This is a genomic window from Acididesulfobacillus acetoxydans (assembly GCF_902729405.1).
Classification (GTDB): domain Bacteria; phylum Bacillota; class Desulfitobacteriia; order Desulfitobacteriales; family Desulfitobacteriaceae; genus Acididesulfobacillus; species Acididesulfobacillus acetoxydans.
Genome location: NZ_LR746496.1, coordinates 4,022,232 through 4,043,713 on the forward strand (window position 1 = coordinate 4,022,232; position 21,482 = coordinate 4,043,713).

The window sequence follows — 21,482 nt, forward strand, 5'->3', positions numbered from 1 at the left end:
TGTTCTCTCCGCGGACAAATGTTTATAATTAACGGATATTCGAAGACAAATGTTCATATATGACGGATAGGTAATACAGTTTTATTTACAAAGTTGGCAACTGTATTATAACTTTTCCCGTCAGCGGCAAATTTTGTCTGCGGAAGATCCTTTCAGCGGCAAATCTGTCTGCGGAAAATCCTTTCGGCGACAAATCTGTCTGCGGAAAATCCTTTCGGCGACAAATCTCTTCTGCAGTAAAAAACCCGTCTTGATAACGGGTTTTTTACTGCATTGCTTTTTGCGGCTCTCTCATCTATACTGGGTTTGTCTCTTACTTGGACCTACCTTATCTTCCTTTCCAATTCATGCACCCTTTTATAAAGGGATATCTCTCTCTTGATCAGGGTCTTCTCAGCCAAAGCGGTCATGAGCTGATCCTGGGCATGAATGACCAGGAAATTGGGTGTGATGTCTTTCTCTAACTGGCCTTGAACGAGCAGATTCTGGTATTTATGGCCCTCATAAAATTCCTCGTCTGCTTCTTCAAGGTTTTTTTCCGCCTGGGCAAAATTGCCCCCTTCTGCCGCATCCAAAGCTTCATAGGCCTTGGCCCGGGCATTTCCCCCGTGCAGTACGAGGTTAAAGACTATTTGCTCCAGATCGGGATTCGGGTTTTCCCCGTTAGTGTTTTTTTCGTTTGCGTTTTCCACTTTAGCGCCTCCCCACTTTTTCTTTCGCCGGGCCCCGCCCCCGGCATCAGCCTCGCCTTGGCGTACCTTGCCCGGGCGTCTGCCTTGCCCGGGCGTCTGCCTTGCCCGGGCGCCTGCCTTGCCTTAGCGTCTGCCTTGCCTTGGCGCCTGCCTTGCCTTAGCGTCTGCCTTGCCTTAGCGCCTGCCTTGCCTTGGCGCCTGCCTTGCCTTAGCGTCTGCCTTGCCTTGGCGCCTGCCTTGCCTTAGCGTCTGCCTTGCCTTAGCGTCTGCCTTGCCTTAGCGTCTGCCTTGCCTTAGCGTCTGCCTTGCCTTAGCGTCTGCCTTGCCTTAGCGTCACTTCTGTCTTTGCGTCAGACTCCTCCGGGTGTCGCAGCCAATCTTTCGAACCATATCCCCGCCGTTTAGCGTAAAGCCGGCGAACTTTTCCCGGACTTCTCCCGCAGCTTTCCGGGACTTCTCCGGGAACTTTTCCGCCACTTCTTAGCCGGCGAGCGCGGTCGCGGCCTCTTCTTCCGCCGCTTTCTCGTTCGTCACCAGCTCTTTCTCATACATCTTAAAAAACGGATAGTAAATCAGCGCCGCCACAACCAGGTTCACTGCCTGCAGCGCGGCCCCCTGCCAATATCCCCCGGTGGCAATGATACCGCCCAGGAAGACTGGGGTGGTAAAGGACGGCTGGGTCACAATCCTCGGAACGAGATTGAAAGCGAAGGCCGCGTAGTTAATCGTCACAGCAGCCAGCGGAGCCAGAATGAAGGGAATGAACATGATGGGATTGAGAACCAGCGGGGCGCCGAAAATGATCGGTTCATTAATATTAAAGATCGCCGGTACAATTTCCGTCTTCCCAATCGCTTTCAATTGCTTGGAAGCGGACAGCAGAAACATGATCGTCAAAGGCCAGGTCAACCCCGAACCGCCGATATGCGTAAACATGTGGAAGAAAGGTTCGGTCACAATCCCCGGCAGGGGCCGGCCCGCTTTGAGGGCCGCGTCATTCGCAGCCAGCTGGGTCATCCAGAAAGGATAAGCAACCGAAGAGACGACATTCATGCCATGGATACCCAGAGACCAGAGGAGCATCATAAGAACAATTTCTGCCGCCGCAGCCGGATAACTGTCAGAGGCAGCCACCAGCGGTTTAAAAATCTCCAGGACTAACTGGGGCAGGGTAATGTGAAAATGTGCCCAAACTGCCCATTCCAGGGCCCAGGAAAAGGTGATCATAAAGAAGAACGGTACCAAAGCCGTGAAAGTACGCACCACATAGGGCGGAACCCCTGCCGGCATCTTGATGACAAGTCCTTTCTCGCCAAAGAATTTCATGATCTTGGCCGTCATGATCCCGAGGAGAATGGCGACAAACAGGCCCTCGCCCCCGAGATAATTCAGTACATCCCCAAAAGCCACTTTCGTGATGTCTGTGGCCGGAAAACTGACGATGAGAAAAGATACCATAGACAGAATACCGGCCATCACGTCATCCAAATCCCATCTCGAAGCCAAACTATAGGCCGTGCCGAAAGCCACCATCAGGGCCATGATCCCGAAGCTCAAATTAAAGGCGATTAGGATCTGCGGTTGAATAGGAGTGATGGCGTTGTTCCAAGCGGTAATGATGCCCCAATGCAAGGCCACCGGCGGATTGGAGATGATCAAAAAGACGGAGCCGGTGATGATCAGGGGCAAAGCAAAAATACAAAAGGCGTCTCGAATTGATTGCAGATAGATGTTCTGCGCGATTTTGGCCAGAACCGGCATAAAGTGCTCATCCATCCACTGCATAAAACGGTTGCTTTTCATGCTTGAGCCTCCTTGGTCAAAGCGAGAATCTGGTCAAGCACCTTCCCGCCGTTCATGGTGGCAAAGGCCTGCATGTCCACTAGCGCTACGGGAATGCCGTATTTTGCCGCCGCCTCCTCAATCTCCTTTTTCAGGTGCCTGACCTGCGGCTCCAGCAAAGCGACGGCATACTCGGCGGCTTTTTTCTTGAATTCTCCCGTCCCTCCGGCGTCGACCACGATATCCAGATTTCTCCTCTTGGCTTCATCCGTGACACTTTTCGCCAGAGAACTCGATGTGGCACCCCAACTGCAAAGAATAATCGCTTTCATGTCGATACCCTCCTCTTGTATACAAAATACTTTTGACTCAGCGGAGTCTCTTATTTCCTCGGTCTGACAGGCATTTTCACGCTCAGCCAGTGCTGTCTGGGCGGCACCGGGGCCTACCCTGCGGTACCTTGCTTCCCGACCGCGGTACCTTGTTTCCCGGCCGCGGCTCAGGTTGACGGGTTTTCGCTTCTGTTTTTCCCCCTAATATTTGCGGACGCCAGCCCCTTGCTTCCCGCTCTCCTGCCCTCACCCCCCGCCTTCCGGCCCTTAGCCGTTGATTTGGTCAAGTTGCTCTGGTAAAGCCGCAGCATCTTGCTGAAATAACTTTGGATCCCGTATAAAGCAGCGAGGAAACCGGCCCCGAAGAAAAAGAGCAAAAGTCCGGCCGCAAGATTGTTCCGGCTGAGTTCGCCGACAGACTCCCACAGCCAAACAGCGGCCAGAAGAGCATAGAATAGGAAGATTTGCTTTTTGGAAATAGATAAATATTTGCCTCCTTGAATCATCCTGATCACCCCTTTCCTTAGCGTAATCTTGTGATTTGCTGGGACAGTTTTTTGAGCAAAGCTTCCTCCAGCAGGGCCCGGCATTCCTCCACCCCGGAACTGGCATTGATCCGGGAAACAAAGTCTCCCTCCTCAATCATGGCGGCGGAGATGTCCCCGATAACCTCCAGGCTTTCTCTGACCTCCGCGGGCGCCAGCATAAGAAAGGCGGTCGTCACTTTCTCTTTCTTCCCCAAAAGGTTTAACAGCTGCGCGGGTTTATCCAGGCGGCCCACCGCGACCATCGGTTCGCGGATCTCCGCGCTGGCGCAATGATAAATGGCGAAATTCCGTTTGGGGAGGACGATGGTGCCCATTCCTTCCCGGTCGAGCAGGGTATGGCGCAGGCTTTGAACCTGGGCTTCGCCCAGGAGCTGCCGCCCGGCCAGCTCCAGCAAAAGCTCCGTCACGATCTCATCGCTTTGACGGGAGTGAATCGGGGCAAAGCAGACATTTTTCGTCAAAATGCTGACCTGGGTTCCATAGTCTTTGACAGCTCTGACTTGGTCCAGGTATTCCTGCCGGGGCGCCGGGCCCTGTTCTTCCGTCCGGAAACTGATCTTTACATTCAGTTCCCGCTCCAGCTTCCTTACATCCTCCGGGAGGAAGAGGGGATTGATCACGATTACCTTGATGTCGTCTCTCTGCAGGGGAATCGTCGAAAGTATGACATTCGGATTATATTTTTCCATAGCCTCGGCGATTTTAAGCACGGATGCGGTGGCGACCACGTTCAACTGGGGAACATTCTTCAGCTTGGCCACGAGCATGCGGGAAGTCCCTATCCCGCTGGCACAGACCAGCAGAGCATCGATCTTTGCCGACTTACCTTTTAACCGTTCCTGCGAGGCCAGAAAATGCATCGTGACATAGCCGACCTCATCATCCGTGACTTCCAGCCCCGAATCCTCCCCCAAAACCCTGCTCAGAACCGTCCGGCAGCCATCGAACATCCGGGCATACTCCTCTTTGATCCGCTCCACCAGGGGATTGCGGATCTTGAAACCGCTCCGCAGACGGTAGAGCGAGTACAAAAGATGTGTCTTCAGATCCTTTTGCAGGGTTTGGTCTTGCCGGAAATCCAAAGCGAACCAATCGGACGCTTCTTTGATAATCTTGGCCGTCAGCGTCGCCAAATATTGCTCCTCAACCTGGAGGACACGGCTTCCTATCCTCACCCCTTGGAGATGGATGGTCATGTAGCCAATCTCTGCCTCCGGGATTTCCAGAGGAATTTCCTTCTCAATAAAGCGGGCGATCATCTCCGCATAGGTATATTCTTGCGCTTTTTTCAAATCTGCCAGCGTCTTGCTGTCCAAGTCGATTCTTTCCCCGTTGAGGAGCCTGCGGATCGCCAAGGCCAAATGAATGGAAAGCTCTATATAGAGTCGGTCTTCGATCTGGTAGTCGACCTGTTCCTCAAAGTCCAACAGAGCCTTTTCAATAATCTTGATCGTGTGGTAATCGATCATATTTAAAAGGCGCGCATCCAACTCATGTTTCAACATATCGTCCGCCGCCGCGTTGTCCCCGGAGGCAAAGCTCTTTTGCAGAAAGCCTGCCAACTCATCGGCACTGTAATTTTTATACAGCAGATCGATGATGGCCTGCCGGATCGCCTTTTCTTCGGCTTCAATGTAAATTCCCACCCCGGGTTTAGAGATCAGGGAGATGTTTTTGCCCTCCAGCCACTCCTTGATATCCTTTAAATAATAACTGACGGCTGCGTTGGAGACGTGAAATTTGCTGGCGAAGTATTGGGTCTTAACCGGTCCGTGACCCTGCAAAAGCTCGCCCAGGATCAGATTCTTTCTATTCTCAACTTTCAGGACAGAATCAACGCCGGGGATATTTAATTTAAGGTTAATAATCTGTTCCCCATTCCCCTCCAAGGCCAGGCTTTCCCCGCGATTGACGATCTTCACCCTGAAAAGTGCGATTTCTCGGTTGATATTGTCAATTTCCCGATAAACCGTCCGTACGCTGATATGGTTTTCCTGGGCAAAACTTTGAACCGTGACTTTCTCTTTGTCGACGAGCTTCCTAAACAAGTCCGTCTGACGCGAACTCAGTTTAATCATGCGGTTCTCACCCCTTACCCCCAAAACTCACTATCGACTTTTCTTTCATCCTAGCGGAAAATCAAGTTCCTCATCCTATCAGAGCCTGACTTTTCGCTAAGATGAGCAAACTCAACAACACGTTCTCTCAGATTTTTAGACTTTTTACTTCGTTTCTTGCAAATACAATTATAGACCCGGCCGAAAATGAAATTCAACTCGAAGATACTCACATGTTGTCATAGCTATTGTGCCATTTTTTTAAATATCCACTCCTCGGCTCGGACCAAAAGCTGAGCAAACTGGTTAGATGGTCAAAAAAGAATTGCCTCGAGATTCCCCTCGCCGGGAACCTGAGGCAATTTAAATGTCACTGCGACACCGACCTTACATTCGCGACAATACCTGCCCCGATCTCACCCGGGCGCCTCTCCGCGCAGACCCGGCATGGTCTTAGACGCTCCGCCGCAGGCGTCTGCCGTGGTCCGCCTCTTCCCCCGTCAGATGATCCTCAGGCGCCTGGCGGCTTCGGTCAATTCCGGGCGGAAATCCGGGTGTGCAATCGCGATTAGTTCCCTTGCCCTCTGCTTTGCCGACTTTCCGCGCAACTGGGCCACTCCATATTCCGTCACAACATAGTTAACATCGTTTTTGCTCGTGGTTACCGCACAGCCCGGGGTCAGAGTAGGCACGATGCGTGAAACCGTATTATTCTTGGCCGTAGAAGGCAGGACGATAAACGATTTTCCCCCGCGCGAACGATTGCCGGCCCGCACAAAATCCGCCTGCCCGCCCGTCCCCGACACCGGCAGAGTGCCGAGACTCTCCGACCCGCATTGCCCCAGAAAATCCACCTCCATGGAGGCATTGATCGTGATCAGTTTGTCGTTTTGCCCCGCCAGGTACGGGTCGTTCGTATAATTCACCGGATGCATTTCCAAAACAGGATTCCGGTCCATGAACTCATAGAGCTTCCTTGACCCGAGTGCAAAAGTCGCCACCATTTTTCCCGGCAGGTAATTCTTCCTGCGGTTGGTCACGGCCCCGCTCTCGATCAAGGTCAGGATACCGTCACCCACCATTTCCGTATGGATCCCCAGTTCGTGTTTATGTGTCAGCTGCATAACAACGGCATCCGGAATACCGCCGTAACCGATCTGCAATGTCGACCCGTCCTCGATCATGGCCGCGACATAGCCGCCGATGGCTTCCTGCACGGGCCCGATTTTCGGCAGGCTCACTTCCAGGATGGGATCCATACTTTCAACCAAAGCCGCTACCTGGGAAATATGAACGTGACAAGCCCCGAAAGTGAAAGGAACGTTCGGGTTGACCTCGAGCACTACGGCCCGGGCCTTGGCGATCGCCGCCATCGTATAGTCCGTACCCAGACTGACGGCGAAATAGCCGTGTTTGTCCATCGGGGATGCCATGGCCAAAACGGCGTCGGCGGGAACATGCCCTCGGGAAATAAGGCCGGGTATTTCGGAAAAATAGTTAGGGATGTAATCCGTCCAGCCCTCCTGCCCGCCCCGGCGGGTCGGGGAGCCGAAAAACAGGGCTACATGCCGGACATTCTCGGCCGTATCCGGATCGATGTAACCATAAGTACGCACGGGCAGGATTTGGCTCACTTTCACATCGTGAAACTCACGCCGCTGATGGGACAGGGCCGTCAGCAGGGTCGGAGGTTCGCCCACCCCTGTGGGAACGATGACAAAATCTCCGTCACGCAACTGTCGGACCGCTTCATCCGGGTGCATCCGCTTCTGCCTGTAAAGCTCCTCGATTGACATTTCACATTCCCCCATGCTTTATTTGCTCCACCGTTTCCCGCCCGATTGATCTGTGAGTACCGTCAAATATACAGCAGACCGGTCTGGATCTTATCTATTATAATACGGTCAGCGGCTTTCATTCGTCAAGCTAATCAGAATTTTCCGCACGTCAGGTCCGGCTAACTCCCCTCGCCCGCCGCGCCATTCATCCGCTCGAGTCCGGGCTGTTCCTCCCCCTTCCCGTTCCCCGGGTATCCGCTTCCCGACTTCGCGCTGACGTATACTTGGGACAATACGGGTCATCCTAAACACGGATGGAAATACTTATCCGGGGGTGATTTGCATGTCTTTCCGTAATACTTTGCTGAAAGTCGTGGACTATTTGGCCAGGAGCGATCCCTACTATTGCCTCTATGCCGCGGAAGAGCCGGACGCCCGCAACAACGCGGAACCGGACAAGCCGGACGACTGACCTTCGCTCTGGATGGTATCCGACGACGCATTTTGGCATTTATTAGGGAGGATGAGCGTCTTGGCGAATTTTCTTACCTGGAAGGCAGGATATTAGCCCTTTGCGTCGAATATTAATTATTTGTTAAGCAATTGCTTTTGCACCGGCTTAGGCCCCTCGTTTGAACCGGCCCGGACCGGCTTGGACTGGCGATTGCTTGAGGAGATGATTAATGCAGGCTGAATCCGTGTTCATCCGGAGCAGGGAGATTTTTTTGCGGACTTAAAGCGAACTGCGCCCACGGGCTTACACCTTATTGCCCAAATCCGCCGACAACCCTGTAGGCCAGGAAAGGTGAACGAAAACATGAGTTTACACCCCACGTTCTCACCCGTAAAGAACTTCGCACAACGCCGGGTATGGTCGCCCCTGAAGGACTTTACCCTGCACGAGGCATGGTTACCCTTGAAAGACTTCACTCTGCACGAGGCATGGCTGCCCCTGAAAGACTTCACCCGTCATCAGGTATGGTTTCCGCTGAAAGACTTCGCTCGGCATGACCTGTTGCCACCGCTGAAAAACTTCGCCCGGCACAGGGTATGGTCACCGTCGAAGGCCTTTGTCATGCGCCGGGTAACTGTGTCGCATCCGGCTCAAGCGCCAAAGAAGTTAGCTCAGACCGAGACGCGGAAAAAAATCAACCTATTTTTCCGCCAGTACCCCAAAAACCTATCCTGGAAATCTCCCCCGATCATCGCCGGCCTAACGGCTCTGGCCCTCCTCGGCGGCGGACTCACCTATTACTTCTCGACCACAACTGCAGCGGTGGCCGTGATGGTCAACGGTCAGCAAATCGGCCTGGTTAGCAATATCCAAGCCGGCAGGAACCTCGTTCAAACGGCACTCGCCCGGCAGGGCCGGCCATTCGGGCTCATCGCCAAGACCCACGATCAGATTACATACACGAACCTCCGGGTCAATCGGGCACTATACCTCAAGTCAGAAGTAGGCGAACAAGCCCTGGAAAACAAGTTGAGTTTCTACCTCAACGGCTATGCCCTGGAAACTAACGGCAGCGTGATCGCGGTGCTGCCCAGCAAAAACGATGTGGAAAAAGTCCTGCAAGAATATCGGGATCATTATGTGGTGCCGGGCCAGGATAACAACGTGACCACCGTCGCTTTTGCCGAAAACGTAAACATCCAAGAGGAAAACGTTCCGCCCAGCCGGGTGGAAACCCCCGCTCAAGTCCTCAAGACGCTGATTGACGGCAAAACCACCACCACGAATTACACCGTCCAACCTAAAGATTCCTGGTGGCTCATCGCCCGCAAAAACAATATGCTGACTGATGAGGTTCTGGCCGGCAATCCGGGAGCCACCAAAAACACCAAGCTGCATCCCGGGCAGGTCATTAAACTGGTCGACGTGGAGCCTTATCTGACGGTAGTGAGCAAGGGGACCTATACCGGAACGGAAACCGTTCCCTTTGACGTCGTGACTAAGACGGATTATAATCTCGCCCCCGGCCAAACCTCCATCCTCAAACAGGGCAGCAACGGCGCCGTCTCCATCACCTATTCCTACGTACAAAAGAACGGCATCGATACCTCGAAGAAGGTACTCAGTGAAAAAATTCTTAAGCATCCTGTGAGCCAAGTCATCGCCAAAGGCCCCAGCCGGGGTCCCATAAGCGTCGCTTTTGCAGCCTCCCGTGGCGGCACCGGTTCGTCCAATATTGTCGATCGCGCGCTCAGTTACGTCGGGGCACCCTACGTCTTCGGCGGTACCAATCGCAGCGGCTTTGACTGCTCCGGTTTCACCAAGTACGTGTATGCACAGTTCGGTGTGTCCTTGCCGCGCACATCTTTCGAACAGTTTGACTCCGGGACTCCGGTGAGCATGGATAACCTCCAGCCTGGCGATTTGGTGTTCTTCACCACCTACGCCAGGGGCGCGTCTCACGTCGGCATTTACATCGGAGGCGGCCGCTTTGTCCAAGCCGCCAACCCAAACAGCGGCGTCGAAGTGTCAAATCTCGGCGACAGGTTTTACTCCTCCCGCTATCTGGGAGCCCGTCGCTACAATTAGTACTTGGCTTTAACCCGGCTTCGGCAACCGCCTCGCTGACCAGAACATTCCAAGCACCGAACCACCACCCCAAGCACCGAACCAGAACATTCCAGGCACCGACCCAAGAAGGAAAGAGACCCCCTATGATTAAGGGGGTCTCTTCTCTTTGTAACACTCCTGCTGAGCCGGACCACGCAGCCTCTCACACCTCAAGCAAGATCGTATCCGGACATTCCGGATCAAACGGTTTGTTGGCCCACAGGACCATCACCAGGTCTGTGTCGCCGAGATTTTGGATATGATGCGCAAAGCCCGAAGGGATGTCCACAACTTCCGGGTTGCCTCCGCTCACGAAATAGGCGAGTACCTTGTCGGCGTGGACCGTACGCAAGCGCACTACCCCTCGGCCGCTTGCGACCAGCAGTTTCTCGCACCGGCTATGGTGCCAATGGTTGCCCATCGTGCTACCTGGCTTAAGAACGTGCACGGATACCTGCCCCCGATCGGGCGTCCTGAAGAACTCAACGAAAGGGCTGCCCGCAGCAGCCTTTGCTCTCAAGGGGTAGCTGAACCTGTTTTCCGGCAGATAACTCAGATAAGTGCAGTAAAGCTTTCTGGTAAACTCATCCCCCACATTCGGGATCGTGAGGTTGTCGCGTCCCGCCTTGAAATAGTAGAGGAGATCCGCGACCTGGCCAAGTTTCAAGGGGTAGACAGGGTAAACCGCATAAGGTGTCCAATGGTTTTCGGAGAGCAATGCGGCCACCGGCAGCTGCGGCCCGAACTTTCCCTCCAGTTGGCCCATAAATTCGCCGACCACGTCATCGACGTGGACAAGGCTCAACGTGACCCCTGGGTCACTGATCGTGATGGGCAGGTCGTTGGCAATATTGTGGCAGAACGTGGCAACGAGGCTGTTGTAGTTGGGCAAACACCATTTGCCGAATACGCTGGGCAGCCGGTAGACAAAGACGGGAGCCCCCGTGTCTTTGGCATACCCGAGCACCGCCGCCTCTGCGCCCCGTTTGCTCCGCCCGTAAGGGTGCTCCGTCTCCGCCTCTGTGGAGGAGGAAAGAAGGATGGGAATTTTCCGACCCACCTGCCGCAGACAGGCGACCAGTTCTTCCGTCAGGCGCCGATTCCCCGCGTCATACTCCTCGACGTCTTGCGAACAGTCAACTCCGGCCAAATGAAAAACGAAATCAGCAACCTCGGCCATCTCCCGCAGTTCTTCCCTCGCATTCCCCAGGTCGAACCGGAGAATCTCCACATCTTCAAGGCCAGCCAGAGCGCCCGCCAGGTTTCTGCCAATAAAACCATCCGCGCCCGTCACCATTACTGTCTTGATAGCAATCACCCCTTCTTCAACAAGGACCCTTTCTCAGTCTAAATTAGTGACATCTCCTGCGGCAAGGACTTCTGCTATATTGTAGCAGACGGCGAAGACACTAAACTGGGGCACCCCGGCACCGTCTCGATCTGACCTCGCCCTCATTGACGCCTTTTATCAACGCTCCGGTAAACCTTTGAACGTCTTTCTCGGACAAGGTCCCGCCGTTCAGCCGATGCCGACAAGCGGCAGACCCCCGTTACCGGATCGATCTCTTCGTATTTATATAGTAGTGGTGTTAGTGTTCTCACAGTGATCGGAAATTGCTCACCCCGGCCGAAACCACTGCGGATATTTGCCGTGCCATCCTGCCGAAAACCGCACCCCTGGCCGATCTTTGGCACCTCTTGGGACTTTGTTCCTACTAAGTGGTTTTATTCGTCATCCGGGCGGAAAATCCTTCCTGCATATCGCAAGATTTACCTTATTGTCGCGATTTGACGGAGCGAGAGCCTTACTGGCAGACATTCCGATGCCAATTCGTGACCGCGGGACGACATAGACAATAAGCCCGGTCAACCTGATCAAAGAAAAATCCTCCTCATGTTTTGAGGAGGATTACCCCTAAAATATACATGCTCCAGAATATGTCAATAAGGCTTTACCCGCCTCGGCTTCCGGCACGGCGCCGAATGGCGCCCATTGCCCATTGCTTGAGACCACCCCTGAATACGGGGGGCTCTTCTTCTTTTCTCAGTTAATGGATTTGTTTAAATAAAATGACTGAGTAAAACCAGCCCGCCGAGCATCCAGCAATAATAGGCGAAAGGCTTCATGGCGTTAATTTCTTTCTTCTTAAACCAGTGCATTAAGATGTAGACAGCGATGAAGGCAAAGATTCCGGCAAATATCCCTCCGCTGAGAGCCGTGAGAAACAGACCGTGTCCCCCATGTTTGATGAGCTTGGGGATCTCCAGGATACCGGCCCCGGCAATGATCGGAGTCGCCAAGAGCATGGAAAAGCGGGCCGACTCCTCGTGCTTCAGGCCCACCCAAAATCCGGCGGTCATACTCGCTCCCGAACGCGAAAAACCGGGAACCAGAGCCATAGACTGAAAGAGACCGACAACTATCGCCTGTCCGTAGCTCAAATCATTGATGCGCTTCGTTCCTCGAGACCTTATTTTCTCGCCGAAATATAACAACAGCCCATTGACAATCAAAAAGACCGCGGCACTGATGACATTGCTGAAGAGCCGGGTGAGGGGTTTTTCCAAGGTAAATCCGATCACGGCTGCGGGAATCGTTCCCGCGATGATCAAGAGCAATAAGCGCAGGGACTCCTGTTTGCCCGAGTCGAAAATCGAGCGGATAATGCGGATCCATTCGTCCCGAAAAAATATTAGAAGGGCCACAGCCGTCCCTAGGTGGAGCATCACCACGTAAGGCAAAAAGTTCTGCTTTAAAAACTGGGAATTCAGCGACCAATGAAAGACATAAGGCGTAAGTACACTGTGCGCCACGCTGCTAACCGGAAACAACTCGGTAACACCTTGGACGATGGCGATAATGATCGTTTGCAAAAATGTCATTCCCTAATCTTTCCTCCTCGTCTTATAATGCAGGCCCCAAGCCTATCCAGTTAATTATAAGGTTTGACGAGGCAAAATGCTTGTTCACTCTGTTAAAGTTAAGTTAAATTTGATCACCCAGCGATACCATAACGCGCGCCGCAATCTGCCCCTCGTTCCCGTCGTTAGCGAACACCCGTCCTGATGGCATCAGGATCGGCAACCCCGTTTTTCTGTACAGGCGAACAGCCGTCACCACGCGGTTCACACTGGAGCCGCCGAGATTACCGGCTCCCTCTACATCCGGCTCTGCCATAGCCACTAAACGCCGTACTTTGCTCTCAGAAGAATATACTCGTTCACCATGAAAATAACCCACAGGAAAGTGACCCCGGCCGCCACCATAATTCCGGCACCCAGCCCCGCTTCCAAACCTTGCCCGCCAATCAGGCTGCCCTGCACTGCGACCGGCCCCAGTAAGAAAACCGCGGCAGAAACAAGCCGTTCCGGCCCCAGCGCCGACGTGTAGGAACTTGGATCTTTCAGCATCTCCCGGGCTACCAGCACAGCTCCCAGGAAACCCTGTACCAAGGCCATCGCTGCCGCCAGAGCCCATGCTCCTCCTTGAAGGCCTTGAAGAGGGACGGTGAGGGGCAGAGCGGCGGCCCAACAGATCCCAACGAGTGTGCCGGCCGGTACTACGGTGCTGACAATGATTTGTTTGGGGTGAAGCGGCAGAAGTCTGAATTTCTCCATCTGCTGCAAATCCCCTTGCCAGGATGTGAGCAAGCCAACAAAGCCTTGCAAGACGAAGAGGGCCGCCGGAAACTCCCGATAGAGCACAGGTGCCAGCAGTGCCTCAAATGCATTCGTCGTCGGGATGGGCGCTGCCCCCAATAGCATCAGGCGGAGCAAGAGTAAGGGCGTGATCAGCGCCGCCCATTGAAGCAAGGGAATACTCGTCCAGGCCAGCACGCTCCGGATAAGCGATCGGCAGCCTGTCCGGCCCAAACCAGACGTGTCCGTGATCCACCTCAATCAGCCCGAGCAATAACTTGATCGAGGTGCTCTTCCCCGCCCCGTTGGGACCCACCAACCCCAGGATTTCTCCCTCTTCCAAACTGAAGTCAAGGCTCGCCAGACCGGCAAACTCGTTATATTTCTTGCTTAAATCTTCAACGGTCAATAAGGTCATGTGCTCATCCTCCAGCCGGTACCCATTTCTTTGATTTTCACCCGTTTCTAGAGAAACCTTTGGCATTGGCCATGCTTTTTGTCCGGCTCCAACCAACTCCCACTGGCCCATGCAAGCCTATTATATTCTATGGCCAAAACTTTAGGCAGTCATCTTACCGGAAACATGTTGTACGAAGGCTAAAATTCCCGTCGTTGGTAAAACCGCCGGGAAAGCAAATAAGAGCTGCCGGTGAACAGTAAGATAAAAAGCAGCGTCAGGGTGGTTGACCCCAATGTGCTGAGATCGTGCAGCCACTGTACGGCCTTGCCGAGGGCCTGAATGACCGGAGACTGACTGTGGTGGTTGAGCAGGCCGGCAACAAAGGAGGAGCCAAAAAAGAGAGTGAAGAAAACGACCGTGGAGATGATCCTGGATTTGACATAACCCAGCCTAAAATAGAAAGGATAATAGACAGAACCCATCAGGGAGGCGGCAAAGATAGACGTGAGGAAGATGCCCCAAGTTAAGGAAAAGGCGGTTGGGTGGCTTAGCAGAGCTTTGATAAGCTGAAAGATCAGAGTACTCAGGATGCTCGACAGAGCGTAAAAAAACAGGGAGAAGTACTTTGTTCGCACGATGTCCCGGCGCAGTAAGGGGAGGCTCAAGAGGATGAGTTCCGAGTTGGCCTTGTCATCGAGGAGACAAGATTGAACCACGAGCGCATAGGTCAGTACCACTGTCAGGCCGGGAATGAAGACGATACCGGAGGTGCTGAACACCATGAAATAATTGGCGAACAGTATAAACAGCAAAACCAAGAGGAATTGCTTTTTTAGAATGAGAACATCTTTTAATAATAAACTAAACATGCGCTTTCCCCCTCACCGTGTAGAGCATGATATCGTCCAGGGTCGCCTTTTCGAACAGAACCCGGTTCCCGAGAAGGAGCCGTGCCTGGGCCCGGTCGGGAACCAGACCGGTGAAACCGTAGCGAGTCTGGTTCCAGCCGGTGAACAAGCTTTGGTTTTCCCGGGTCAACAGACCGGGATCGCCCTTGACAAGGGCATAGCGTTCCAGAATATCATCCTTGGCCCGGCTGAAGACCAGCTGACCGTCATGAATAAAGGTGATGTAGTCGGCGATTTGCTCCAGGTCCGTGGTAATGTGGGTGGAGAAGAGAACCGCCTTCTTTTCATCTTCGCGCAGGGCACTGAGGATTTCGATCAATTCGTGGCGAATGATCGGATCGAGGCCGCTGGTTGGTTCATCGAGGATGAGAAGCTCGGCTTGGTGGGAGAGAGCGAGAGCAAGGGAAAACTTCATCTGCATGCCCCAGGAGAGTTTCTTGATTTTCTCTTTGGGGGGCAGAGAGAACTGTTCGAGGTAAGAGGTGAAGGTTTGGGGCTCCCAATGGCTGTAGCAGGACGCCATGATTCTAGCCATCGCCTTCAAGGTCAGCTCTTCATAAAAGTGATTTTCGTCATAGACAAAACCAATGCGGTCCTTGATTTGCCGTTCATAATGCTGGGGATCCAAACCGAAGATTTTGATTTGCCCGCTGTCTTTGTGGAGCAGGTGCATGATAAGTTTTAAGGTCGTGCTTTTCCCGGCACCGTTCGGGCCAATGAAGCCCATGATGTAACCGGGGGCCAGGGAAAAGCTGATTTTTTGCAAAGAGAAGCGGGGAAATGTCTTGCTCAGGTTTTCCACTTCCAGGATATTAGGCATGCTTCTAATCCTCCTCCTCATAAATTAGGCTTAATATTTCCTGCAGCTCGCTGAGACCGATGCCGGCACTTCGGGCCAGGTTTACGGCAAGGGCCAGTTTCTCCTCCACCACCCGCAGCCTTTGTTCGCGCAAGAGTTCGCGATTCTGTACGGCGACGAAGGAACCTTTGCCGGGCACGGTGTCGATGAATCCCTCCCGTTCCAGTTCTTCATAGGCCCGTTTGGTGGTTATCACACTGATCTGAAGGTCCTTGGCCAAAGCGCGGATAGACGGCAATGCTTCTCCCCCGCTCATCTCCCCTTGAATAATGAGGGTCTTGATTTGGGTGAGGATTTGTTGATAGATCGGTTCCTCTGAAGCGTTGGAAATAGTAAGATGCATCATCTGACACCCGTCCTTGCCTTAGTGTGCATGCCGTTATTACTGTATATATTAAATATAAACGCGCGTCATGTCAATACCCCTGCCGAATATGCTCAGTAGCTAATGACACCTCTCGAAACACTTCCTAAGCGAAAATTGGCGCCCCCCCTATTCAGCCATTTCACAGTCTATCTATGATCTCGAAAACCCGCTCTATGAGCGGGTCCTAGCTGTTCCTATTCACGAGACATGTTACGCTTTCAAGGGGGGTAGGTGTAACTTCATTGTATATTGGAAAGTCCTCCAAGCTCATGGCTATTCGATTACCACTATTGTATTGGATGTGATGAAAACCTTTTTACGTCGTACAGTTCTTTGGACCAAGTTTTTCATCCCTCCTTGAGTTTTAACAGAACGCCGGGAGGGGAGAACATCCTAACGCGTGAACTGACCCGGAAACACCGCCGGGAAATTGTTGCCCATCCCCATACCCACTCATTCTCCTTCCTTTTACTGCCCCAGTTCTTTAGCCACGGCCGCTACCGTACCAAACCAGGTTTTCCCGGCCAAGACCGTTTGGTTGGGGTGATCAACCCCACTGGCCGGGCCGCCCACGACATAGAGGTGTTTCACCGCCTGAATGGCCGTCGGGGCAGTTCCGTCCGCTTGGCGCATAAAAATGGCTGCCTCATTGCCCAAGGATGCCGCCAGATACGTGGCCGCGATGAAATCGTTCGGCCCGAAAATGAGGATCCCTTCGTTCACGTCTCTCACTCCGATCTCCGGCCAAGCGCCGGGCTCACTCTTGATGAGGTCGCGGTCTGCAGGAATACCGCCTATCGTTACGTTGTTTTCATACTGGTAGACGTTCCCCTCAAACACTTGGCCGCCTGACCAGGCATAGGTCTGCCAGTATTTGTCCGGCGGATAAGGGGAAGATTGCAAAGCCTTCATAACGGCATAGGAACCGTAAGCGCCCACGAGGTACTGACCGATACCCTCCCGGACAGCGCAAAAATAGTCAAGAATCGCAGGCATATCTCCCGCTTGGGCGTCGAAATCCACCGTAGGGCGCTGCCTTTGGGCGCTCCAAGATACCCCGCTTCCCCGACGGCTTCTTTTGCGTCAGACAACCCTTGGGCAAAGCTAAAATACCCGGCGAAGGTCGGATTAGTCTCCCAGATTAACAGCAACGACAGCCCTGCCTTATGAATCGCCTGGAGCTCAGCCGGAGTCAGCGCCTTCCACGAGCCTGAGCAGCAGCCCAAATACCGGCCCACCGCCGCTATCCCCGCACTCTTTAGCGCTAAGGCGGATTGGGTTGCCAGCCGGGTTACGCAATCCATGGCTTCCACTTCATCACTCCTCTCGTTGCAGCACTTCTTCCGGCTCCTCGCCGTCCTGGGGTACCGGGTCTTCACCCGTTGGGGCGAGCTTCTGAATCATCCGGACCGGGAAGGTGAGGTTGTGAGTACCGATTCGGTTAAGTGTCTCACGGTTTCATAGGCTGCAATCCTACCTGTCCCCTCCTCTCTCCAGGGTATGCCAAAAGATTCCAATTCGTGACCGCAGGACGACATCGGGCAATGCTGCCATCTAATTTAAGTGCAGAGGATACGTTAATTTGATGCAAGGGACCAGTGACCTCTCCTCCGGACACGGCCGGTTGCAAGATCGACCCAAAATCGAATCTTGTCCCTTGCACTCCTTACCCTACTGTAAGGCTGACCACCCGACTGCTTCCGACTGTGCCAAGTGTCTCCGGTGTAAAAACACTTCAACTCAAAAAAGTTTCCTATTGACATTTCTTCTACTCAACGCTATTACATAGCGGTACCAAGCAATGTTTAGTACCGCTATGTGTATCTGCGGAGGTAGCGCGGTGGATAATCTAAGTGAGATGCTCAAAGGGGTGTTGGAGGGAATCGTGCCGGAAATCATCGCCCGGGGCGAAATCTACGGCTACGAGATTGTCAAGAAGCTGAATGAACTCGGCTTGAAGGACATCGCCGAAGGCACCGTCTACGCCCTGCTGTTGCGATTGGAGAAGAACCGGCTGGTTCACATTGTCAAAAGGCCATCCGAGATTGGCCCGCCCCGGAAGTTCTATACCCTCAATTCTCCACAAGGCAAGTGCTCAGATCGTCAAGAACCATGACCTTATTATCATGGAGGATCTAAGGATAAAAAACATGCTCCGAAATCACAAACTCGCCAAGAGCATCCAGGATGCCAGATGGGGGAAATTCGGAGACTACATTGAGTACAAAAGTTTACGCCAGGGGAAACGACACGTTCTAGTTGACCCCAAGGGCACATCGCAAACCTGCTTATGTGGAGCGCATGTCCCCAAAGACCTCAGTGTCCGTGTCCATGAGTGCCCCGTTTGCGGATTAGAGATGGATCGGGATCTAGTGAGTGCTAAACTCATCTTAGAGCGTGGACTGAGTGCCATGGCCTAAATATAGATTTTCTGTAGGGCGGGAACCGCCCGAAGTTACGCCTGTGGAAATTGCGTAAGACCTCATCCAGCACTGAGAAACCTTGAGTACTGGACGAGGGCAACGGTTGATGAAACAGGAAGCCAACGTCCAAGTGTTCGCCGAGAAGCCCCCGCTTCTTAGCGAAGCGTAAGCGGGGGTGGTCCGCCAGAGTTTGTGGAGAAACCGGAAGTCAACAAGTTTGAGAAGCGGGGCCTGATTCAGTGTTTTGAGTATACGTTTGAACTTGCGCAGAAAACCATGAAGGATTATTTAGAAGAACAGGGTTTCATCGTCAGAAGTCCCCGCATGGCCATCCACACTGGATTTCAGATACAGTTAGCATCGGACGCCTTTTCCAATAGAGCGGATGGGACTAAGGCGAAGACTGATAATGAAGGGGAAGGTTGGCAATCTTTGCCGACATTTCGTCTATCGCAAACAAGTCATCCGCGGAGACATCCCGCAGGGCGGTCTTGCCGACCCCCCGGGTCATGAGACGCATCTCTTCGACGCAGGCGCGCAGGTAATTGGCGAGATACTTCGCACCTTCCTTACGATTGAACTTGTTCTTGTACCGGCCTGTGTACCAAAGCAGTTGGGCCGGGGGTTCATAGGGCAGTGCTTTGAACTCCTGATTGTGCAGCAAAGCCACCAGCGCCACAAACCCAATCTCCACACCATCGGCGCCGAGAGCCAGGGCTTTCAGAAAATCTCCCGGTGTTTCCAGGCCGCCCTCGACCAACAGTGAGACGCGGTCGCGCACCTTCTCCTTGTCCAAAAAGCGTGCGGCTCGGCAGAGGGCCGACACCGTTGGTAAGGAAAAATTGTCATGAATACACTCAGGGGACCAATGGGACGTGGCTTGGCCGCCATCGAGCGTGATGACGTCCGCACCGCCTTCCAAGATAAGGGCAAGGTCGCGTTCGATATCGTGCCCACAGGTGATCTTCACCCCGATTGGCACGCCCCCCGTAAGGTTGCGCAGGTCTGTGATGAGTCTCCCTAAGTCCTGCGGCTTTGGCACTTCGGGAAAATTGGCATGGTAGACGAGATCCTCCCCGCGCTTGAGTGCAAAAGCTTTGCGCAACTCAGGCGTGAATTCTCGCCAGGCGTATTTACTTCCGAGCCCCACCCAACCGCAATGGCCAAACTGAATCTCGATCATATCCGCTTGCCGTAAAATGTTGGGGTCGCGGTTAAATTTCGTGCGACCGTATTGCACGATGTAATGCTTGGCCGCCGCCCTTTCCCAGGCGTTAAACGGCCCGTCACCGCAGTTAGTGGCTGTTCCCGCTAGGGTGGCGGCTTCTGCCGCGGCGAGTTTCGCCTGTTTGCTGAGACCGTTACCGAAAGCCATGCCCGTAATCAAAATCGGGATGTCCAGCTTCATCGGTTTGGCTGCTTTCTTGCCCAGTACCAATGCGGTGTCTATTTCTACATCCTGAGGCGTGGAAAAGCGATATAACTGCGCGGGACTAAAGCGTATGCCTTCGAAACTGGGCATAGGAAAGGGAGTGCCAAAACTCATGACCGGCTGACCCGACTCAGCCCGCAAGTTTGTATCCACCGTGGTCATGGGATTCATCCGCTTCGTCATGGCGTAGGCTTCAAAAATATTCCGATCATAAGGCTCCTGCAAAATCTTGGAGGCACTCTGCGTCACAAGCCGCTTAAAGACGAGCCTTCCCAATACGTAAATACCGGCCGCACCCAACGTGCTCAGCCCAACCATCTTCCCCGCGCGCCGCAAAACGTCATTATCTCTTTTGAGCATGGCCTGGCCCTCCACAAACTTTGCTTTCTTTTGTCCTCAGTTTTCCCCGACGGCGAAAAATCATTCGGTTCGTATCCTATTGAGACCCGATCGCCGGCTAATTCGGGCGGAGCCGGTTTGGCCTGTAATGACCGCACAGCCCAAATACCGGCCACCGCCACTATCCCCGCACTCTTTAGCGCTAAGGCGGATTGGGCTGCCGGCTGGGTTACGCAATCTATTGCAAAGGTAATATAATCAGCGATTTCACTGTCCGCCCATGATCTCAAAAACCCGCTCTTATGATCTTATGAGCGGGTTTTTGCTGTTCTTATTTACGAGACATGCTACGCTTTCGAGGTGAGTGGACACTTGCCAGATTGGTTGTTTCCCTGAAATTGGCCCATCATCTAAAGGTAAAAAGACAAAGCATTTTTTAGCCCGAAATTCCCTTTTCTACAAATTTTCCTTCACTACGGATGGCCAATTTCAAGCGCTTGCTTATATTTCTAGGACACATCGGCATAAGCTTTCTTTAGTCCTTGCAACAGATGGCTGACTTTGATCTCTTGATACCGTTCAAGGATACCGACCAGTTCCTTATCAAACTCACGCATGAAACCTCTTTGTTCATCCGGTTCAAGGGTGCTTAAACCATGGATCAGCTCTTCATAATCCATGCTGATCAACATTTCGATGGGAGTCAAAAGCCTTAGATGTCCTCGAAATGAATTATTGTTCTGCATTATGCAACTTCCCTTCTCGTAAGTTTGTATTACGCCCGAACATCCGACCTAAGTTCCACCTGTTAACCCCAAAACTCCATCAGCCTTCCTGACTATCTGTCCGCCGCACCCTGTTACGGATCTTGGACTTTGGACTTCGAAGTTAGGCTACCACGGCATAACCAGCTTCTTCCACAGCCTTCACCAGGGCGTCTTTTGCCGCCGAACCACTGACGACGGCCTCTTTGCGCATCAAGTCCACGTTGGCGCTTTCCACGCCGTGAACATTTTTGAGGGCCTTTTCCACCGACATTTTGCAATGCATGCAGGTCATCCCCTCGATCCTCAGCACTAATTGTGGGCCGGCCGCGCTTGCTCCCATCGATTGCCCGCCTATTCCGTCAGACATATGCCCGCCATGATCCATGTGGCTGTGCCCCGCCTGTTCTTTCGCTGCCTTCCGTCCAAATCCAAACATTTTAATTCCTCCTTGATAAGGTTATAATTGATATTAACTCTTTATATACTCCATGAAAGTTATAGGAGTACTTTATTTGTGTATAGGATACTCCCCCAGTCTATATTTTGCAAGATAAATTTACCCTGAATCATGAAGACCGGATAAATTTCTTATGAAT

General features: G+C 53.0%; 23 protein-coding genes and 1 pseudogene. 5 read left to right on the forward strand and 19 right to left on the reverse strand.

What is annotated here, in order from left to right; genetic code table 11:
- Window positions 1-323 precede the first annotated feature (323 nt).
- The 6 genes from MNU25_RS17860 to MNU25_RS17885 form a co-directional block, all read right to left on the reverse strand.
- A complete protein-coding gene (locus MNU25_RS17860; RefSeq protein WP_240986306.1) occupies window positions 324-692 on the reverse strand; it encodes a PTS sugar transporter subunit IIA in 369 nt (122 codons plus the stop codon).
- A gap of 480 nt (window positions 693-1,172) precedes the next feature.
- Window positions 1,173-2,495, reverse strand: a complete 1,323-nt coding sequence (locus tag MNU25_RS17865) for a PTS sugar transporter subunit IIC (RefSeq protein WP_240986307.1) — start codon at window positions 2,493-2,495, stop codon at window positions 1,173-1,175.
- The gene (locus MNU25_RS17870) at window positions 2,492-2,806 is read right to left on the reverse strand and encodes a PTS sugar transporter subunit IIB (RefSeq protein WP_240986308.1); all 315 of its coding nucleotides are present in this window, start codon (window positions 2,804-2,806) and stop codon (window positions 2,492-2,494) included. Before MNU25_RS17870 ends, MNU25_RS17865 begins: the two co-directional genes overlap by 4 nt.
- Before the next feature lie 167 nt (window positions 2,807-2,973).
- On the reverse strand, window positions 2,974-3,312 hold the full coding sequence (locus tag MNU25_RS17875; RefSeq protein WP_240986309.1) for a hypothetical protein: 339 nt from the start codon (window positions 3,310-3,312) through the stop codon (window positions 2,974-2,976).
- Between the two features lie 17 nt (window positions 3,313-3,329).
- A complete protein-coding gene (locus tag MNU25_RS17880) occupies window positions 3,330-5,432 on the reverse strand; it encodes a BglG family transcription antiterminator (protein ID WP_240986310.1) in 2,103 nt (700 codons plus the stop codon).
- Window positions 5,433-5,911: 479 nt separating this feature from the next.
- A complete protein-coding gene (locus tag MNU25_RS17885; RefSeq protein WP_240986311.1) occupies window positions 5,912-7,207 on the reverse strand; it encodes an acetyl-CoA hydrolase/transferase family protein in 1,296 nt (431 codons plus the stop codon).
- A gap of 325 nt (window positions 7,208-7,532) precedes the next feature.
- Between MNU25_RS17885 and MNU25_RS20185 the strand changes: the two genes are divergently transcribed.
- Together MNU25_RS20185 and MNU25_RS17890 are read left to right on the forward strand one after the other, a co-directional pair.
- The gene (locus tag MNU25_RS20185; protein ID WP_261487510.1) at window positions 7,533-7,661 is read left to right on the forward strand and encodes a hypothetical protein; all 129 of its coding nucleotides are present in this window, start codon (window positions 7,533-7,535) and stop codon (window positions 7,659-7,661) included.
- A gap of 345 nt (window positions 7,662-8,006) precedes the next feature.
- Window positions 8,007-9,731, forward strand: a complete 1,725-nt coding sequence (locus MNU25_RS17890; protein WP_240986312.1) for an NlpC/P60 family protein — start codon at window positions 8,007-8,009, stop codon at window positions 9,729-9,731.
- Window positions 9,732-9,915: 184 nt separating this feature from the next.
- Here MNU25_RS17890 and MNU25_RS17895 read toward each other — a convergent pair whose 3' ends face one another.
- The 10 genes from MNU25_RS17895 to MNU25_RS17940 all read right to left on the reverse strand — a co-directional run bounded on the left by MNU25_RS17895 (window position 9,916) and on the right by MNU25_RS17940 (window position 17,229).
- Window positions 9,916-11,070: a polysaccharide biosynthesis C-terminal domain-containing protein gene (locus tag MNU25_RS17895; RefSeq protein ID WP_240986313.1), complete on the reverse strand. Its 1,155-nt coding sequence runs from the start codon at window positions 11,068-11,070 to the stop codon at window positions 9,916-9,918.
- Window positions 11,071-11,813: 743 nt separating this feature from the next.
- The gene (locus MNU25_RS17900) at window positions 11,814-12,635 is read right to left on the reverse strand and encodes an undecaprenyl-diphosphate phosphatase (RefSeq protein ID WP_240986314.1); all 822 of its coding nucleotides are present in this window, start codon (window positions 12,633-12,635) and stop codon (window positions 11,814-11,816) included.
- Window positions 12,636-12,738: 103 nt separating this feature from the next.
- The gene (locus tag MNU25_RS17905) at window positions 12,739-12,930 is read right to left on the reverse strand and encodes a YdcF family protein (protein WP_240986315.1); all 192 of its coding nucleotides are present in this window, start codon (window positions 12,928-12,930) and stop codon (window positions 12,739-12,741) included.
- A 5-nt stretch (window positions 12,931-12,935) separates the two neighbouring features.
- Complete coding sequence (locus tag MNU25_RS17910) at window positions 12,936-13,565, reverse strand: hypothetical protein (protein WP_240986316.1); 630 nt, start codon at window positions 13,563-13,565, stop codon at window positions 12,936-12,938.
- On the reverse strand, window positions 13,474-13,809 hold the full coding sequence (locus tag MNU25_RS20190) for an ATP-binding cassette domain-containing protein (RefSeq protein WP_261487512.1): 336 nt from the start codon (window positions 13,807-13,809) through the stop codon (window positions 13,474-13,476). The genes MNU25_RS17910 and MNU25_RS20190 overlap by 92 nt, the downstream gene beginning before the upstream one ends.
- 179 nt (window positions 13,810-13,988) lie before the next feature.
- Window positions 13,989-14,660 (reverse strand): ABC-2 transporter permease, encoded by a 672-nt coding sequence (locus MNU25_RS17920; protein ID WP_240986317.1) that lies wholly within the window; start codon window positions 14,658-14,660, stop codon window positions 13,989-13,991.
- Window positions 14,653-15,519: an ABC transporter ATP-binding protein gene (locus tag MNU25_RS17925; RefSeq protein ID WP_240986318.1), complete on the reverse strand. Its 867-nt coding sequence runs from the start codon at window positions 15,517-15,519 to the stop codon at window positions 14,653-14,655. The genes MNU25_RS17920 and MNU25_RS17925 overlap by 8 nt, the downstream gene beginning before the upstream one ends.
- Before the next feature lie 4 nt (window positions 15,520-15,523).
- On the reverse strand, window positions 15,524-15,901 hold the full coding sequence (locus MNU25_RS17930; RefSeq protein WP_240986909.1) for a GntR family transcriptional regulator: 378 nt from the start codon (window positions 15,899-15,901) through the stop codon (window positions 15,524-15,526).
- Between the two features lie 492 nt (window positions 15,902-16,393).
- Window positions 16,394-16,921, reverse strand: a complete 528-nt coding sequence (locus MNU25_RS17935; protein ID WP_240986319.1) for a glycoside hydrolase family 25 domain-containing protein — start codon at window positions 16,919-16,921, stop codon at window positions 16,394-16,396.
- On the reverse strand, window positions 16,834-17,229 hold the full coding sequence (locus MNU25_RS17940) for a glycoside hydrolase domain-containing protein (RefSeq protein ID WP_240986910.1): 396 nt from the start codon (window positions 17,227-17,229) through the stop codon (window positions 16,834-16,836). Before MNU25_RS17940 ends, MNU25_RS17935 begins: the two co-directional genes overlap by 88 nt.
- Window positions 17,230-17,765: 536 nt before the next feature.
- Between MNU25_RS17940 and MNU25_RS17945 the strand changes: the two genes are divergently transcribed.
- The 3 genes and pseudogenes from MNU25_RS17945 to MNU25_RS20690 all read left to right on the forward strand — a co-directional run.
- The gene (locus MNU25_RS17945; RefSeq protein WP_277350698.1) at window positions 17,766-18,041 is read left to right on the forward strand and encodes a PadR family transcriptional regulator; all 276 of its coding nucleotides are present in this window, start codon (window positions 17,766-17,768) and stop codon (window positions 18,039-18,041) included.
- Window positions 18,042-18,051: 10 nt separating this feature from the next.
- The gene (locus tag MNU25_RS17950) at window positions 18,052-18,345 is read left to right on the forward strand and encodes an RNA-guided endonuclease InsQ/TnpB family protein (RefSeq protein ID WP_240986320.1); all 294 of its coding nucleotides are present in this window, start codon (window positions 18,052-18,054) and stop codon (window positions 18,343-18,345) included.
- A gap of 195 nt (window positions 18,346-18,540) precedes the next feature.
- Window positions 18,541-18,705 (forward strand): annotated as a pseudogene (locus MNU25_RS20690) (nucleotidyltransferase substrate binding protein); the annotation flags it as partial.
- 34 nt (window positions 18,706-18,739) lie between these two features.
- Here MNU25_RS20690 and MNU25_RS17960 read toward each other — a convergent pair.
- From MNU25_RS17960 to MNU25_RS17970, 3 genes are all read right to left on the reverse strand, one after another.
- Complete coding sequence (locus tag MNU25_RS17960) at window positions 18,740-20,140, reverse strand: FMN-binding glutamate synthase family protein (protein WP_240986321.1); 1,401 nt, start codon at window positions 20,138-20,140, stop codon at window positions 18,740-18,742.
- A gap of 488 nt (window positions 20,141-20,628) precedes the next feature.
- Window positions 20,629-20,826, reverse strand: a complete 198-nt coding sequence (locus MNU25_RS17965; protein WP_240986322.1) for a hypothetical protein — start codon at window positions 20,824-20,826, stop codon at window positions 20,629-20,631.
- Between the two features lie 181 nt (window positions 20,827-21,007).
- The gene (locus MNU25_RS17970; protein WP_372503677.1) at window positions 21,008-21,322 is read right to left on the reverse strand and encodes a CopZ family metallochaperone; all 315 of its coding nucleotides are present in this window, start codon (window positions 21,320-21,322) and stop codon (window positions 21,008-21,010) included.
- Window positions 21,323-21,482 lie beyond the last annotated feature (160 nt).

What these genes read in the sequence shown, in the direction of transcription:
- MNU25_RS17865 (WP_240986307.1), bottom strand. Translation starts at nt 2,495, where the DNA reads ATGAAAAGCAACCGTTTTATGCAGTGGATGGATGAGCACTTTATGCCG.
- MNU25_RS17870 (WP_240986308.1), bottom strand. Translation starts at nt 2,806, where the DNA reads ATGAAAGCGATTATTCTTTGCAGTTGGGGTGCCACATCGAGTTCTCTG.
- MNU25_RS17875 (WP_240986309.1), bottom strand. Translation starts at nt 3,312, where the DNA reads ATGATTCAAGGAGGCAAATATTTATCTATTTCCAAAAAGCAAATCTTC.
- MNU25_RS17880 (WP_240986310.1), bottom strand. Translation starts at nt 5,432, where the DNA reads ATGATTAAACTGAGTTCGCGTCAGACGGACTTGTTTAGGAAGCTCGTC.
- MNU25_RS17885 (WP_240986311.1), bottom strand. Translation starts at nt 7,207, where the DNA reads ATGTCAATCGAGGAGCTTTACAGGCAGAAGCGGATGCACCCGGATGAA.
- MNU25_RS20185 (WP_261487510.1), top strand. Translation starts at nt 7,533, where the DNA reads ATGTCTTTCCGTAATACTTTGCTGAAAGTCGTGGACTATTTGGCCAGG.
- MNU25_RS17890 (WP_240986312.1), top strand. Translation starts at nt 8,007, where the DNA reads ATGAGTTTACACCCCACGTTCTCACCCGTAAAGAACTTCGCACAACGC.
- MNU25_RS17900 (WP_240986314.1), bottom strand. Translation starts at nt 12,635, where the DNA reads ATGACATTTTTGCAAACGATCATTATCGCCATCGTCCAAGGTGTTACC.
- MNU25_RS17905 (WP_240986315.1), bottom strand. Translation starts at nt 12,930, where the DNA reads ATGGCAGAGCCGGATGTAGAGGGAGCCGGTAATCTCGGCGGCTCCAGT.
- MNU25_RS20190 (WP_261487512.1), bottom strand. Translation starts at nt 13,809, where the DNA reads ATGACCTTATTGACCGTTGAAGATTTAAGCAAGAAATATAACGAGTTT.
- MNU25_RS17920 (WP_240986317.1), bottom strand. Translation starts at nt 14,660, where the DNA reads ATGTTTAGTTTATTATTAAAAGATGTTCTCATTCTAAAAAAGCAATTC.
- MNU25_RS17925 (WP_240986318.1), bottom strand. Translation starts at nt 15,519, where the DNA reads ATGCCTAATATCCTGGAAGTGGAAAACCTGAGCAAGACATTTCCCCGC.
- MNU25_RS17930 (WP_240986909.1), bottom strand. Translation starts at nt 15,901, where the DNA reads ATGCATCTTACTATTTCCAACGCTTCAGAGGAACCGATCTATCAACAA.
- MNU25_RS17935 (WP_240986319.1), bottom strand. Translation starts at nt 16,921, where the DNA reads ATGCCTGCGATTCTTGACTATTTTTGCGCTGTCCGGGAGGGTATCGGT.
- MNU25_RS17940 (WP_240986910.1), bottom strand. Translation starts at nt 17,229, where the DNA reads ATGGATTGCGTAACCCGGCTGGCAACCCAATCCGCCTTAGCGCTAAAG.
- MNU25_RS17950 (WP_240986320.1), top strand. Translation starts at nt 18,052, where the DNA reads ATGGAGGATCTAAGGATAAAAAACATGCTCCGAAATCACAAACTCGCC.
- MNU25_RS17960 (WP_240986321.1), bottom strand. Translation starts at nt 20,140, where the DNA reads ATGCTCAAAAGAGATAATGACGTTTTGCGGCGCGCGGGGAAGATGGTT.
- MNU25_RS17970 (WP_372503677.1), bottom strand. Translation starts at nt 21,322, where the DNA reads ATGTTTGGATTTGGACGGAAGGCAGCGAAAGAACAGGCGGGGCACAGC.